Consider the following 13552-nt stretch of genomic DNA (forward strand, 5'->3'; position numbering starts at 1 on the left):
TAGTGGTATAGATCAGTCCAAGGAGGAGACTTTTGCTGCATAAGCCTGACAAGCAGCGAGCGCTATCATGGCTCGGTCACCGGTATCGGTAATGGCGATAATTCTTTGAGCATGCGCTGGGTCAAGTCGGGCGCGTACGGTTGCATGATCCACGCCGCCGGCGCCGGTGGAGGCTGGCAAATTGCAGCCCTTGGCAACGTCGCTTGCATCGAGGAGGACTGACAGGCGCACATCAGCAGTGGCAAGGCGATCGCGCAAGCGATCCTGATCACGTTGGGCATCGCTCATTTTCCTGAAGTGTGTTTGTTCGATAGTCGCTAGCCTTTGCTCGAGCGCGAGACGCTTGTCCTGCTCGGCCTGTTGCGCAGCGGCAGCAGCCAGCGTCACTTGGTTGAGGGCTTCGGAGTGCAGGCGGGCCTCTTCAGCCAACTGACTTCCATAACGCCAATTTTGGAACTGCCAAGCGCTACTGGCGCCGACCAACAGCAGCACCAGCGCTCCAACTGCTCTCCAAGGCACGGCTATCACGGCACGTCCCTGAAAAAGACGTGGCCGCCCAACTTCAAGGTCTGCTTCGCCTTCACCGACCAAGCCGGCGCCTTGATGCTTATCGCGTAATAGTGCGTGGCCCCGCCAGTGGGATCCGGCACCTTGCCGTCGATCACTTGGTCAGCAGCGATTCGCGCCTGCGCCAGCTCGCGGAATGGGATCTGCTTCACGCCGATCAGGAACTGGTAGTTCGGGTCAGCCTTGTTCCAGCAGCTGAACTGATATGGCTTTTGGCACACTCCCGCATACCCCTCACCCCACCACGATTTTTCCTTTCCATCGAACACACGGTTTCGCACTGTCCACGCCACGGCAATCTGGCCTGCAATACTCTCGCCGCGCGCCTCACCCCACAACGTTCGGGCGAGGATGTCTCGATCTCTTTCGGTTGCAGTCATCAGTATTCTCCAAGCGTAAAAAAACCCGCACTGTGCGGACTGCTATTCGGGCATGGCTGGCCATGAGGGGGAAGGGTCGGTGAGGTCAATGCGATTCACAGTCACCCGATATCGTTTCCAGGCGGTAAGTCGAGCAGACTCGTCTTCCGTGTCCATTCCTAAATCAACTGCATCCTGCAGTGGCGCAATTGCCTTCGTTGCAGCGCTCAGGAAATAGTCCCGGCTTGCGGTGTTGGATGAGAAAATTTGCTCAGGCGACGGAACGCTCGGTACAGGGGCGGAGAAGGCGCCGGTCGTTGCGTCGTATGTCCATCCATCGACAACATCCTCTGCTCCTGCCGTGAGCAAAATCCACTCCATACCTGGAGCGAACATTTCGTTGATATCGCCTTCGGTTTCGAAGATTTCGTGCACAACCCCATCGCTCACGCGTGCGTAAGTGAACATCAGCTGTATTCCTCAATGATTACGATGCCGTTGGTGCCTTTGCCGCCAGTCCGTGCGATCGAACTGGCGAGGCAGAGTGCGCCGCCTCCGCCAGCTCCGAAACCGGAGCCGTTTGTTCCGTCGCCAGAACCATTCACTGACGCACCACCAGCTCCCAGCAGGCTGCTTGCTCCTTGCCCGGAGTAGCCGACCGAAAGCGACGTAACGAATGCCATGGGTGGTGCTCCACTGTGGATACCCATGATGTTTGCGCCCGTGATAGATGTGCCCGCAGGATTTACGTTTGCCGTCAGCGGCGGGACGGTTGGGCCTAATTGGTTTCCACCTGTACCCCCACTGACGGAAATCAGCGAACCCACAGACGATGAACCACCATTACCTCCAGTGGTGCCTTGAACCCCAATACCACCCAGCCCCACAGTCACCGCAGCGGTAGCGGGCACGGTGGTGTAATAACCTTCCGCATAACTGCCAGAGCATCCGCCCGTTCCAGCCGAGATCTGGGAGGCATTAGTTGCGGTGGCGCCACCTCCAGCGGCACCGCCACTTACGAGCCGTATGCGGATCGCTTTCGTTCCAACAGACCGCGTATAAATCCCGCTTGTATTGAACACCGCCACATTGATGAGACGGCCGCCAGTGATGGCCTTTATCGCCGTGATGAGTTGGTTGTTGGCCGTCTCATTGGGAGCGAAGCCGGCAGCCGCGATAACGTTCAAAAGCTCTTCAGTTACGCTGTTACCCCACTGCGCAGGGATCAAAGACCCCGGCGTTCCAGTGAGCTGATCTTCGTCGACAAACTTGCCGCCAACCAGCCCAATGCCGGGGACACTTTTAGGAAAATCCACTGTTTTGCACCTCAGTCAAAATTGATATGAACAACGGTATGCGCGGGGGCTGGACGCTTAATCGAACACTCGAGTGGGTTTCCGGGATTGGTTCCGAATCGCTCGCCCCAGTAGCTAACACCGAAGCGGCGACCCTTTCGCTGTCGTCCTCCGGTGTTCAATGTCCACATGAACTGGGCTTTCCACGTCCCAAAATGAGCTACGCCAAAACGCGAACGCCCCATACGGGGCGCTCGATGCTCGGTGATGGTGGCTGCGGGATATCCTTGGCTCACGGCTATTTCAATGAAGTAGGCCCGGCTCTGCCCGCCTACTTCAACCAGGCGCCGGCGCACCGCCAGTCGGCGATCCTCGAACGCAGGGTTCGGGCCCAAACACGGATCGGGTAGGTTCATAACGGACTCCCAGTCCGGAACCAGTTCACTGATACCCGACGGATCCATCTCATTCAGCAGATCAACAGCCCTCGCATCCAGGCGGGAAAATTCGAGAGAAACTCCCGCCAGCACCAGATCAATCTCGGGCACCAGTTCGGGATCCCAGGCTGGCCCTGCGGGAAGCAGCCCGCGCAGCTGCTGGCGATACTGATCAGCGGTTCGCGCTACAGCCATGTTATGCCTCCAAAGGTCAGCAGCTCATTGGTTGCGGCTGGAACGTCCGAGGCTGGCAACGTCAGTGTGTGGTCTGTTTCGCCAGCAGCTGTGCTGATTGCCTCTCGGATATGGCTGATAAGCAGCTTGTCACCCAATCCCGCTTCCCGTTCATGTAGATCGATCAAGCTCGCAGTGATCGCCGCTCGTACCGCAGTCGTGTCCGGAACCGGGTGAATGCTGTAAAGCACGAGCTTTTTTGTGGGAGCGAGCACATACACTTCAGCGGTAACCGGGCGAAGTGGCTCGATGTAGTTTTTGATCTCAAGCAACTGAGCTGGACTCGGGACAGGCACTGGGTCGTTGTCGCGCATGACAAACAGCCCGACAGTGCCCGGCCCCAAGTAGTTGCCTCGACACCATGCGCGAGTCACGCCGGGAAACTCCAGCGCCCACGTTTCATAATCGTCGGCAGAGCCGCCATGCGGAATCACCCTGTAGGAGCGAATGACCCGAGCACGCAATGACTCGATGCTCTCCCGCGCAATACCCCCACTCAAGCCCGGCGCTATGACGGTGAAGGCATTGATGACGCCAGACACTGGCTGCACCAGCGTGAGCGCCAACCCCGGGTCAGCGTTGCCCAATGTGCCGGAATCCACAGCCTCAATCGTAGTGGTGTTGACCCCTGCCACAGTGGTGACCCCGGTCGTTACTCGGTACATCCGTCCATCAGCGGCCTGAAGTACAACGTCGGCATCAACAACCGCGCCAGCAGCAGCGCTGAAGGAGACGGCGCCTTCCGCAGCCTGTGCCGCATTTCGTGGCTGGTTCAGGCGCAGCGCGGCAATGCGCTCGAGTGTTTCTTCATCCGCCCTATCCGGAAGAATCTGCTCGGCAATCCAGTCGAGATACCCGTACAGACCATAGGCGGTGCCACTCAACGTTCTCGCCAGCACCTGCGCATCGGAACGACGGAGGGAGTCGCTGGCCAGATCGCCTTGTGTTCGGCTGATGAGTTCTGGCAGTGAAGGCGTATCAAACGGCATAGATCACCTGCCAAGAGGAGTTGGATTTGATTTCGATGCGATCGCCACCAGGGACGGTCAGGATGACAATCAGGTTCAGCCGGCTGATGTCGTGCTTCTCGCTGGCGATCTCCATTGCGAGAACCTGACCGTCATCGATCAGCCATTGAAGGGCTTCATGGGCGTAGAACTCGGCGTCACGCTGAGTGACATCGGTTAACTTGACCCGGCGCAGCAACCACAGCCGCGAACCGATACGGTCATCTGCAATGCTCGGATAGCTATCACCCCACCAGCCGTAAAGCTCTTCATCGTCAATCGGGTCATCGGTCAGTGCCCGGCCCCACGTGAACAAGCTGATGAGCACCGCTCGAGTGAGCGTGGTTTTTTGGTCAGCTGACGTAATCATCAGGTACCCGCCGCGGGTGGCCCGCTGTTGCCGTTGCCAGCCTGAACGTTGGTGTGGATATGAGTGATCTGACTGATACCACCAGCGACTTGATCACCCGTGGAAACAATCTTTCCGGTCTGATTGATCACCGGAGTATCGAAGTTCACCGCCGTGGTGGCCTTGATGTTCAACGTCTCGGTTTCAATGTCGATCACCCGCCCACGCTTGAAGTGCACCTTGTCGCCCTCGTCGGTGTAGATCGCCACCTCGCCGGACTTAAGCTCTTTGATCCGGTAACGGCGATCCGCAGCTACCACAACAACACCATGGGAGCGATCGCCGTTGAGGAATAGGGTGAGCACTTCAGCGCCGGCGAGTGGATTAGAGGTAAAGCCGTAGGGTTCGAAATGCTCGACCCCGTCCTTCAGTTCGCCGGCAGTCAGCTTCACCTGCAGCGTCTGCATCATTCTCCCAGCGGCAGCTAGCACCACGGTGCCGCGGGCCATCACGCTTTTCAGGCTCATTTTTTTGGCTCGTAATCTGCGGGGATGAGGTATTCGAAGTTGTCCGCCTTGCCGCCCTTCTTCAGCTTGCGGTCTTTGTGCGGGTCGTGCGGTTCGGGCTCAAATCCGTCCGGCGGGCCAACTTCCATTGTGGTGATCATGCCGCTGTCGGTCAGCGAGTAAGTCACCCTGGCGATGAGCATGATTCGCTCGAATCCAATGATCGGATCAATGACACGTACGAGGGAGTTGTGCTTCCACAGCGCGCCGTTTGATTGTCGCCAGCCCTGCACCGTGTAAGTGGTGGTGAGCGCTTTTCCCATCCTCGAGCCGCGCTCCCAGTTGGCCCGTGCTTGCGCCAGCTCGTTGGTCATCTGCCCGGATTCCTGAATGATCATTACCCGCTTGCGGGTCATTCGCGGATCAGACACAACGGCCGAAACCTCGGCTGCTTTCTCGCCGAATTCTTCATCAGTCCCGCTTTTCTGACCCAGCACCTGGTATTCGGAAAATACAGCCGAGAAGTCCAGCGGCGCGTCACCAGTCAAGATGTTGTTTCCAACTTCCAGCGCATCGAACGCGCGTACCGTGCTGCCTGGCTTTGCGAGTACCGCCATCCCTTTGGCATCGTCTGTTGAGAACACACGGAAAAGCGTCAGTAGACGGTCGATGGACTCGAAAACTGTCTCGCCCGGCTCGATCGTATGGTCTGACAGTTTCGCCCCCTCGGGGATCTCGCTGCGCACACGAATGCCGTACGGTGCCGCGAGCGCAGAGACAATCGCGAGAACACTTTGGTTGTTCCATTGGCCAGGCTTGTTGACCGCCGCACAATCCACCAGATCGGCGGTGAGCGAGCGGCCGCTGATGCTGGTGGTGATCTGTTGATGGTCGTAGCTGATGGGTGTGGCGAACACCCAGCCAGTCAGGACAAGATCATCGCCGATCTTTACCTGGCACTTCGCCCCCTGCTTAATGGGCAAAGACTCGATCTGGCCGGGCCACTTCCATGTGATGCTGAGCGTGAATGATCGGGCCTGATCTTCTAAGCCTGCGGTGATCTCAACCGACTTCCAGCCAAAGTAATCCAGACCGTCAACCGTAAGGCTGACAGCGTTGACATCTTCCATGGGTCACCTCTGGGCGATTTTGAGCGGGCGTGCCGGAACAAACCCGGGATGCCGCAAGCGGTTGCGCTGTACCACCTCCGATTCGCGGGTGGCATCTCCAAATCGGCGGTAAGCCAGTACCAACGCCGAGAGGGTCTCGGAAGGAGTGATCTCCACGAGCCGCACCCCGGACTCCGCAACGGCGGTCAGGTGTTTGACGATGGTTTGACGCAACGTGTTGAGCACCATGTAATGCTCTGAATCAGCCTTGAGTGAAGCCTGAAAGATGGCTTCATTGAGGTTGTCTCGCAGCTCAATAACGTCGTCGGCTACTGGCACGTCCACGCGCACAATGGGCTGAACCGCCTGCTGTTCAACAGACGGCACCGAAAGTGTCGACACAGGCTGGGACGCTACAGGCATTTCACTAATGATCAGTGCGACCTGCACCAGTAGCATGTCCTGCACAAGATTCGCCGCAGTCTGCGATGCAGCAGCGGCATCTACCCCTCCCAACTGGCTGACAGTATTTATTTTGACGACGGCTTCCGCATGCTGCGTGGAAGCCACCACAGTTTGTCGATAGTTCGAATCAGGCGCCTGCGCGAAAGAATTCGCTGAACCGCTTCCGTTCAAGCTCGCCTGCTGCGAAGGAGTAAGCACCGCTCCGTCAGAGCTTGATCCAGCAGAATTCCCCAGATACTCATCCACCGAAAAATCGCTGAAGTAACTGGAAAATAAAGACGACAGAGATTCGGGCGCATTCATCAATGATTGCGCGAGCCCGGTCAGATTCGTGAAGGCGCCGAGAATAGTGGAGAACTGTTGTTGGATGACCGTGTACACGCCCGACAGGCTGTTTCGCAGGCGGGCCAAGCCTAGACGTGCTTGATCCACTGTAGCCATGGCCGACTTATATCGCGCCAATGCCGAATCCAGCAGGCTGTCGGACGCCTTCACCACTTGCTGTTGAGTATTGACCTTCGCCGTCGGAAATTTTAGGGGGTTGTCCGGATAGAACGTCACCGCGAAGGCGGCCATGCCGCCCTGTTTGAAATCATGCGTCAGCTCGGCTTCACCAGCCTTGACCTGCATCCGGCCCAGCCAAGGGTGAACAAGCTCACCGGCACCAGGCGTTTGCACGGCCTCCATGAACTTGTCCCGACGCTCGAAACAATCATCGCCGATGATCCAGCAAACCAGCCGGTGCACTTGCGCCTGCTTGCCCAATTGTTCCGCGTACGGTTCGTCGCGTTGCGGAAACTCGTGCAATTGCACTTTCATACCCACGGGTACCGATGCCTGGGGGATCAGAAAATTGATCCCTCGGAACGATGCCGGAAGCATTTGCTCTCGCCATGTTTGTTCCATTCCCTACCCCTTCATAACGCCCACGGTTCGGGTGCCAACGTTCGGTTTGATCTTCAGTCCGCTCTGGTCGGTTTTTGGTTGCTCGACGGTTGTACCTGGCGGGGCACCGTTGATATTGATGTTGAGCTCGCCGTTTATCTTTTGCCCGGTCGCGGCGGCGGTCTGCTGAATAAGGCTGCCTGCCGGTGGCAACTGCGCGGGCGCGCGAAGTAGTTGGCTGTTATCGGCGGCCGGTGCCGGTGGCGAAACCACCGACTTGTCCTTGGCGATTTGCGCAGCATCCGCTCGAACTAATGGCGGCACTCGCTCAGGAGCGCGCATTAGCTTGCCCTTATCGATGCCGAAGGCCTGATTGTTTACTGCCGGCTGGTCTTGAGCGACTTTCGCTGCGTCGGCTCTAACCGTTGGCGGTACCTGGCCCGGGGCACGAAGTAGCTGGTCTTTATCAGTACCGAAGGCTCGGTTGTTTATTGCTTGCTGATCTTTGGCAACCTTCGCTGCATCGGCTCTGACGAGCGCACCGGTTCCACCACCGACACCAGCATTTCGCCGGGTTTGCTCTTCAGCAAATGCGTTTGCCTTATCGGTCGCGGTTTGCACGAGCCCTTTGTCGCCGACTTCAATACCCAACAACTTCATCATCGGTTCGAGGATTGGTCTGATCCTGTCCCACATCTTTTTGAAAAAGCCGACGATGGGTTCCCAGTTATTGATGATCATCCCGAGTGGTGACCAGTCGAACAGATCGCCAAGGAATTTCATCACTGGTGTGGAGACTGCATAGAGCACGTCCCAGATTGCAGTGAACAGCCCCGTCAAAGGCTCCCAGTTCTTGACCACCCAAGCCATCGGCGTGTACTGCCACGCCAACTTGATCCACTCCCAAAACACCATCGCCGGACGGCGCACCCGCTCCCACAACTTTTCAAAGAACGGAGCGACGGTTTTCCAGTTGGCGATCAGCAAGCCGGCCGCCAGCGCAATAACCCGAACGATGATTCCCACGGGGCTCATCGCAGTGACTGCGCTAAACAGTTTCATCGCCCACATAGCAGCGGTGACTGCTACGCGCATGACGCCGAAAGCCACACCCGCAGCCAACACACCTTTGATGAGTTGCGGATGTTCGGCCGCCAGAGCCGACACGCGCGATACCAGCGGCCCGATCTGCAACATCAATTCATTGAACGGTGGCAATAGAGCGTTGCCGACTTCGACGCCGAGACGGGTTACACGGTTTTGAAGAAGCTGCATTGCATTCGCGGTTGTGGCGGAACGCGCGGCATATTCCTTCTCCATCGAACCGGCAAATCCGGAGCCTTGAGCGACGTCTCTGAAACTCTTCTTTAGCAGATCGAGATTCGTCAGAAGCGGAGCAATTGCGGAAACCGATTCGGTTCCGAACAGCTCTGTTAAAAGTCCGGCCTGCTTCGATGGATCAACTTTAGCGATCCGCGCAAGGACATCTTCGATGGTGCCCTGCGCATCTTTTTGCATGGACTTGGCCAAGTCCTTTACATCGAGGCGCAGTGACTTGAATGCCTGGGCTTGCTGCTTGGTAGCTGAGCCGCCTTTAGTCAGCGCCAGCATGAAGTTCTTCATGCCTGTCGCGGCAACCTCACTTGGCACGCCGACGCCCGCCAAAGTTGCACCCATAGCGGCAATCTGGCCGGACGCCAGGCCCGCAATGGCGCCGAGCGGCCCGATGCGAGTGACGATGTCTGCAATCTGCGCAGCCGACGATGGCCCGGTATTACTGAGATAGTTGATCTTGTCAGCCAACGCCACCACTTCAGGCTGCGTCAGCTTGAAGGAGGTGCGCCACTTGGCCATCATGTCGCCGGATTGATCCGCCGTCTGATCGAAGGCGATACCCATCTTCACTGCATCTTCGGCGAACTGTTTCAACTCACCGCGCGCGAAACCGGCTTGTCCACCAGCGGCAACGATCGCGGCAATGCCACTCGCTGCTACCGGCATTTTCTCCGACAGGTCGAGGACATCCTTGCTCATCTGCCGGAATTGTTCTGGTGTATCGAAGTCGACAACCTTCTTCACATCCGCCATGGATGTCTCGAACTCCATCGCTGCGCGAGCGCCTGCGATGAACGGTGCCGCGAACGCACCTCCTTGAACGACATCCTTGAAACCGATGTTGCCCAAACCAGACTTGCTCAACTGCTTGCGGAATCCCGCAACGTTTTTCGCAGCCCCTTTCAGCGTTGGCGACAGCTTGTCGACGCCGGTGATCAACGCCTTGAGCTGAAACTTATCCGGCATCACTGCACCTGCTGAATACGGTTGATTCGTTGGGCGTGCTCAAGCGATTCGCAGAGCACGTCGAGTGGCTTGGCCATCATCTGTTCGGGGTCAACCTTCCAGAACCAGGCCAAGTCATAGGCAACGGCAATCAGGTCGGTGATGGACTCGATGCCGCACTCATGAAAAAACTCGCAACGGCCCAGCTCAATGCGTTGAGGTCAGCCAGATCCAACTGGTTTACCGACGACGGAGGAATGCCCGCGCAGACCGCGATGTATTTGGCGGCCACATCCATGTCGAGGCTGACTTCTTCGTTTTTGTCGATCTTGTACGGCAGCGCCTTGATCGCCCGCACTTCCTGCACCGTCGGGCGGCGCATAGTCAGCTCGGTGACGGGGTCACCGTGCGCCTCGATCGCAACCTGCAGCTTCACTGATTCACTCATTGCCAGCTCCCTTTCACACCATCAAATTGCAACTCAACTGTACCGTCCTCACCCTTGTGCGAGGGCTCATCGACGAGATAAGCGCCGGACAGGACGTACACCCGGCCGTTGCTAAATTCACACGTCACGGTCATGTCTCGCCCGTTGGCCAGTGCTTTAATCGGGAAGCTTTGCGGCATGAGCGCAGTCATCTTGATATACGCGGCCAGCTCTTCCTCTTTGAAGAAACCGGGCCAGACTGTCTCGCGTTTTTTGTCCATCAGCGGTGCTTCTGCACCACCGGTAATCGTCAGCTGCGTACCGTCTACTTTTACGTACACGGTGCCGGCTACTTTTTCGCCCATGGTCTTTGTCTCCAGAATGAAAAAGCCCGCACAGGGCGGGCTGGGTGTTCAGGGTCAGCGTTACGCCGCTTCGTCGTACTGGAGGCGGAACTGGTTGAGCAGCGCGAAAATGCGCAGACCGTTGATGTAGTCCGGCGGGAACAACACGTTCACGCGGCTCGGGTCGTTGCTGTCGCGCTCTACCACCAGGTGCTCGGCGAAGAGCTCGCCATTTTCGACATGCCCTTCCAGCTCGAGCTTGGCGTACTGGGCAATCAGCTCGCCGCGGATCACAGCAGGTGTGACGATCGGCTGGCCATCACCGAAGCGGGTGCCGTCGTTCGCCAGCTTGTGCCGGCCGTACTTGCTGGTAATGACACTGCGCATATGGCGCACGATGAAAGCCGACTGGTGCATTGTCTCGCTGTCCTGATACGAGTTGTCGACCTGGCCGTAGGCGTTCTTTTGATAGGTGGTGATCGAGCGCTGAATGCGTACGTAGCCGCCCTCGTAATACGCGGTGGCGATGCCGTAGTTCAGCAACGACTGTCGCTCGGTGAGCGTGAAGCGGTCGCTGGCCGGTGCTGGATCAACGCCGGGCATGCTGCCGCTCTGGGTTGGCCGGCTAGCATCGGCGGAGATAAACACCGCCGTACGTGCTGCAAGTGCCGCAGCCTGCACCCATACCGGTTGAGGCACTCCGGGTTCGACACCCTGAATAGTCATGTGCTGATCGTTTCGCGCCTGCCCCGCCGCGACCAGCGTGCCCAGTGTGCCGCGCTTCGCAGTGTAGACGTGACCGAACAATTGCTTGGCCCAGCTCCAGCGGCCGGTGCTGTCGTCCATCGCGTCTTTCCACGCATTCAACGTGGTCGTGTCCGACCATGGCTGACACAGAAACTCGAAGGGCTCATCACCCAGCGCTGCGATGGCATCGACGACATCCGGAGCACCGACACCCGCGGTCATAGCGGTGGTTGCGACGGTCAGCCCCGCTGGGGTGGATTCGCCATTGGACTTGCCCAGGCGATTCATCGAAATGCTGATGTCATTCCCGCTTTCGCCTTTCCATTTGCAAGTCAGCGTTACCACGCCATTGGCGGCAGCGGCAGTCACTGGCAGATCAGGTGTTGCATTAATTTTCACCGCCAGCGCGGCGGCAGCGATCGTGGCAGTCGCAGCCGATGCGATCACCGATTGCACGCGCACACCACCGATGTACAGGTTGAGCGAGCCGGCTTCCGTAGCCGCGCCAGTGATGGTGATGGTCGCAGAAGCGGCCACGCCAGTTTCGCCCTGCAGCGGCAAACACCAGATCTCGCCGATAGGGTCGGCCTTGCGCCAGGTCTCATACATCGCGGCAAGCATCGAACCTTGGCCGGCGATGCTTTTGGCAATCGCGAGGCTGGAAACCAGCATCAGCTTGCCGATGCTTTCGCTGTTCGCCGCATCGTTAACCTGAGCGACGATCAATCGGCGCATAGCCGATGAGGCACTGTTTGCAGCCGAATTATCCATCTCCGCGTAAAACAGCGGGACACGGATATCGGCGGGAATGTTGCTGAATCCGATGGCCATTATTTGCCTTCCTCGATCAGCGCCGGTTTGGCTTTGGCGGATGGGGGTTCTACAGCTTTGGTCTTGACGTCACCGTCAGCCAGGCGGCGGCGCCACCAGGCATTGTCGGGGACTTCCCGGCCTTCAACGGGCAACAAGTCGCCAGCCTCCGGATCGGGCACAGAGCGGCCAGCGGCCGGCACCACAGTGATGCGCTTGGTCATGGTGTTACGTCTCCAGTGAATGCAGCTTCGATGCGCCCGTCCGGGCCGGGTTGTTTCAAATTGGGGTCTGCGGGGTCGATGCAATCCATGGTGATGGTTGCGCCGGTGAAGCCGGGCAAACCGTCGAGCTCCCACTCCTGCCATGTCTCTGGCGGTTGGTCTGACCGATTGCGGCCGAGCTGAAATTCCGAGAAGAAAGTGAACTGATAAACGACTCGAGCGCGACTGATGTGTAAAAGCGCCCCTTTTCCGTATTGGATTTGCGTGTATTCCGGGCCAGGCTTCCAACCCACGAGCGCCCGCCAAAGCTCGGCGCGGATCTCGTGCAGCAGGTCATTGTCTGCCTGGCCGCGCTCGTCCGAAGTTTCCAGGACAATGACCACATTGAACTGATCAAGGATGTCTTGGATAACGACGTTCTGCGCCCTGCTCGGCGCGGCTGCATCCGCAGTGGCGATTACATATGCCGCAGGCAAAGGGAGCTGGGCGCTATCAACGACGGCGTCCCAATCAATCCCGCCTGCCACACGGCCGGCAAAGGTTGGGCACGTCAGCCGCAGATGGGCAACGATAGGATTCAATTTCATGCGGGTGTCCGGAGCGACGATCAACCCAGCGCGTTTTCGAACGCGGCAGAGAGAATCGATTGAACTTGCGAGGCCGAATCTTGGAGCGCGTCGGCCATGTAGTTGTCACGTGGTGTAATGCGCCATTCGCCGGAAGCCCGCTCAGCAAGGGCAGCAGCACGCTCACCTCGCGCGCGGCGGTTGGATTTCCCCTTCCCCTGCCCCGGCGCAAGTTTTCCAAGTCTCCGGCCTTTCTTCACGCCGTAGTGCAGATAGGCAGGATAAAACTCTGCCATCGATGAGGTTTTCGTCGGGGATATGCGAACGAGGAATCCGGAGCGGGACACCTTAAAACTGACTGATTCGACAGTGGCCCCCGTACGATTCACTGGGTACCCGTCCTGACCTTTGCCAAGTACCAGGTTCATCTGGGCTCGCTGCACGATTAACAGCCCGACCTTGCGCATCCCGGCGCGGATCTTTCTTTTGTCGAAAGCGTCTCGCTCGAAGTTCTCGAAGCCCTCGACGTGAAGGTAGCCATCGATCGATGCGGAGTTAGACATAGATGCCTCCACCAGGTTTGATCAGGCCAAGCTCCTCGACTTCCAAAACGACGAATCGGCCGCGGCCGTTCATGTCAAAGCCGCGCTTCACACGATAAAGGGTTTCCTGATGAATCACTTCGTAGGCCGTCGTGATGCCAGTGCGAAATCGCAGGAATATCCGGTGGGTGATTTTGTTTTCGGTCTGTGCGCTGTCTGTGTAGACAGCCGAACCGACAGGTTCAATCTTTGCCCATCGCGGGTTGAGCTGCGAGAACAGCGACTGCAGACCCAAGTCCTCGGAGGGCGCATCGTCTCGGCGACGCAGAGTGACATGCTTGTTGAGCTCGCCAGCACTAGGTTCGCGATATGCCATTCAAACCCCCATATCAATTCTGT

The 13552-nt window shown here is 58.1% G+C and carries 18 protein-coding genes; all 18 read right to left on the minus strand.

What is annotated here, in order from left to right:
• Positions 1 to 12 precede the first annotated feature (12 nt).
• Positions 13 to 525: a lysis system i-spanin subunit Rz gene (locus ACP3TY_RS19620; protein WP_426620504.1), complete on the minus strand. Its 513-nt coding sequence runs from the start codon at positions 523 to 525 to the stop codon at positions 13 to 15.
• Positions 525 to 947, minus strand: a complete 423-nt coding sequence (locus ACP3TY_RS19625) for a cell wall hydrolase (RefSeq protein ID WP_426618260.1) — start codon at positions 945 to 947, stop codon at positions 525 to 527. Before ACP3TY_RS19625 ends, ACP3TY_RS19620 begins: the two co-directional genes overlap by 1 nt.
• Before the next feature lie 42 nt (positions 948 to 989).
• On the minus strand, positions 990 to 1394 hold the full coding sequence (locus tag ACP3TY_RS19630; RefSeq protein ID WP_426618261.1) for a tail fiber assembly protein: 405 nt from the start codon (positions 1392 to 1394) through the stop codon (positions 990 to 992).
• Complete coding sequence (locus ACP3TY_RS19635) at positions 1394 to 2242, minus strand: hypothetical protein (RefSeq protein WP_426618262.1); 849 nt, start codon at positions 2240 to 2242, stop codon at positions 1394 to 1396. Before ACP3TY_RS19635 ends, ACP3TY_RS19630 begins: the two co-directional genes overlap by 1 nt.
• 11 nt (positions 2243 to 2253) lie before the next feature.
• Positions 2254 to 2853, minus strand: coding sequence for a YmfQ family protein (locus tag ACP3TY_RS19640; protein ID WP_426618263.1), 600 nt, complete (start codon positions 2851 to 2853; stop codon positions 2254 to 2256).
• A complete protein-coding gene (locus ACP3TY_RS19645) occupies positions 2844 to 3881 on the minus strand; it encodes a baseplate J/gp47 family protein (protein WP_426618264.1) in 1038 nt (345 codons plus the stop codon). The genes ACP3TY_RS19640 and ACP3TY_RS19645 overlap by 10 nt, the downstream gene beginning before the upstream one ends.
• Positions 3871 to 4269, minus strand: a complete 399-nt coding sequence (locus tag ACP3TY_RS19650; RefSeq protein WP_426618265.1) for a phage GP46 family protein — start codon at positions 4267 to 4269, stop codon at positions 3871 to 3873. Before ACP3TY_RS19650 ends, ACP3TY_RS19645 begins: the two co-directional genes overlap by 11 nt.
• Complete coding sequence (locus ACP3TY_RS19655; RefSeq protein ID WP_426618266.1) at positions 4269 to 4775, minus strand: phage baseplate assembly protein V; 507 nt, start codon at positions 4773 to 4775, stop codon at positions 4269 to 4271. Before ACP3TY_RS19655 ends, ACP3TY_RS19650 begins: the two co-directional genes overlap by 1 nt.
• Complete coding sequence (locus ACP3TY_RS19660; RefSeq protein WP_426618267.1) at positions 4772 to 5884, minus strand: phage baseplate assembly protein; 1113 nt, start codon at positions 5882 to 5884, stop codon at positions 4772 to 4774. Before ACP3TY_RS19660 ends, ACP3TY_RS19655 begins: the two co-directional genes overlap by 4 nt.
• 3 nt (positions 5885 to 5887) lie before the next feature.
• Positions 5888 to 7234 (minus strand): DNA circularization protein, encoded by a 1347-nt coding sequence (locus ACP3TY_RS19665; protein ID WP_426618268.1) that lies wholly within the window; start codon positions 7232 to 7234, stop codon positions 5888 to 5890.
• Between the two features lie 3 nt (positions 7235 to 7237).
• Positions 7238 to 9514, minus strand: a complete 2277-nt coding sequence (locus tag ACP3TY_RS19670; RefSeq protein ID WP_426618269.1) for a phage tail tape measure protein — start codon at positions 9512 to 9514, stop codon at positions 7238 to 7240.
• Between the two features lie 130 nt (positions 9515 to 9644).
• A complete protein-coding gene (locus ACP3TY_RS19675) occupies positions 9645 to 9941 on the minus strand; it encodes a phage tail assembly protein (protein ID WP_426618270.1) in 297 nt (98 codons plus the stop codon).
• Entirely contained in the window at positions 9938 to 10285 is a 348-nt protein-coding gene (locus tag ACP3TY_RS19680; protein WP_426618271.1) for a phage tail tube protein, read from the minus strand. The genes ACP3TY_RS19675 and ACP3TY_RS19680 overlap by 4 nt, the downstream gene beginning before the upstream one ends.
• Positions 10286 to 10345: 60 nt before the next feature.
• Positions 10346 to 11842: a phage tail sheath subtilisin-like domain-containing protein gene (locus tag ACP3TY_RS19685; protein ID WP_426618272.1), complete on the minus strand. Its 1497-nt coding sequence runs from the start codon at positions 11840 to 11842 to the stop codon at positions 10346 to 10348.
• Positions 11842 to 12045 carry a DUF2635 domain-containing protein gene (locus ACP3TY_RS19690; protein ID WP_426618273.1) on the minus strand — a complete coding sequence of 68 codons (204 nt, stop codon included), beginning with the start codon at positions 12043 to 12045 and terminating at the stop codon, positions 11842 to 11844. Before ACP3TY_RS19690 ends, ACP3TY_RS19685 begins: the two co-directional genes overlap by 1 nt.
• Complete coding sequence (locus ACP3TY_RS19695; RefSeq protein ID WP_426618274.1) at positions 12042 to 12632, minus strand: phage tail terminator protein; 591 nt, start codon at positions 12630 to 12632, stop codon at positions 12042 to 12044. The genes ACP3TY_RS19690 and ACP3TY_RS19695 overlap by 4 nt, the downstream gene beginning before the upstream one ends.
• 20 nt (positions 12633 to 12652) lie before the next feature.
• Positions 12653 to 13174 (minus strand): hypothetical protein, encoded by a 522-nt coding sequence (locus tag ACP3TY_RS19700; protein ID WP_426618275.1) that lies wholly within the window; start codon positions 13172 to 13174, stop codon positions 12653 to 12655.
• The gene (locus ACP3TY_RS19705) at positions 13167 to 13529 is read right to left on the minus strand and encodes a phage head closure protein (RefSeq protein ID WP_426618276.1); all 363 of its coding nucleotides are present in this window, start codon (positions 13527 to 13529) and stop codon (positions 13167 to 13169) included. Before ACP3TY_RS19705 ends, ACP3TY_RS19700 begins: the two co-directional genes overlap by 8 nt.
• Positions 13530 to 13552: the final 23 nt, after the last annotated feature.

Origin of the sequence: Pseudomonas rustica (assembly GCF_049959085.1) — a bacterium.
GTDB classification, from domain to species: Bacteria; Pseudomonadota; Gammaproteobacteria; order Pseudomonadales; family Pseudomonadaceae; genus Aquipseudomonas; species Aquipseudomonas rustica.

Coding starts and splice junctions, on each gene's coding strand:
- ACP3TY_RS19625 (WP_426618260.1), bottom strand. CDS start 947: ATGACTGCAACCGAAAGAGATCGAGACATCCTCGCCCGAACGTTGTGG.
- ACP3TY_RS19630 (WP_426618261.1), bottom strand. CDS start 1,394: ATGTTCACTTACGCACGCGTGAGCGATGGGGTTGTGCACGAAATCTTC.
- ACP3TY_RS19640 (WP_426618263.1), bottom strand. CDS start 2,853: ATGGCTGTAGCGCGAACCGCTGATCAGTATCGCCAGCAGCTGCGCGGG.
- ACP3TY_RS19645 (WP_426618264.1), bottom strand. CDS start 3,881: ATGCCGTTTGATACGCCTTCACTGCCAGAACTCATCAGCCGAACACAA.
- ACP3TY_RS19650 (WP_426618265.1), bottom strand. CDS start 4,269: ATGATTACGTCAGCTGACCAAAAAACCACGCTCACTCGAGCGGTGCTC.
- ACP3TY_RS19655 (WP_426618266.1), bottom strand. CDS start 4,775: ATGAGCCTGAAAAGCGTGATGGCCCGCGGCACCGTGGTGCTAGCTGCC.
- ACP3TY_RS19660 (WP_426618267.1), bottom strand. CDS start 5,884: ATGGAAGATGTCAACGCTGTCAGCCTTACGGTTGACGGTCTGGATTAC.
- ACP3TY_RS19665 (WP_426618268.1), bottom strand. CDS start 7,234: ATGGAACAAACATGGCGAGAGCAAATGCTTCCGGCATCGTTCCGAGGG.
- ACP3TY_RS19670 (WP_426618269.1), bottom strand. CDS start 9,514: ATGCCGGATAAGTTTCAGCTCAAGGCGTTGATCACCGGCGTCGACAAG.
- ACP3TY_RS19675 (WP_426618270.1), bottom strand. CDS start 9,941: ATGAGTGAATCAGTGAAGCTGCAGGTTGCGATCGAGGCGCACGGTGAC.
- ACP3TY_RS19680 (WP_426618271.1), bottom strand. CDS start 10,285: ATGGGCGAAAAAGTAGCCGGCACCGTGTACGTAAAAGTAGACGGTACG.
- ACP3TY_RS19685 (WP_426618272.1), bottom strand. CDS start 11,842: ATGGCCATCGGATTCAGCAACATTCCCGCCGATATCCGTGTCCCGCTG.
- ACP3TY_RS19690 (WP_426618273.1), bottom strand. CDS start 12,045: ATGACCAAGCGCATCACTGTGGTGCCGGCCGCTGGCCGCTCTGTGCCC.
- ACP3TY_RS19695 (WP_426618274.1), bottom strand. CDS start 12,632: ATGAAATTGAATCCTATCGTTGCCCATCTGCGGCTGACGTGCCCAACC.
- ACP3TY_RS19700 (WP_426618275.1), bottom strand. CDS start 13,174: ATGTCTAACTCCGCATCGATCGATGGCTACCTTCACGTCGAGGGCTTC.
- ACP3TY_RS19705 (WP_426618276.1), bottom strand. CDS start 13,529: ATGGCATATCGCGAACCTAGTGCTGGCGAGCTCAACAAGCATGTCACT.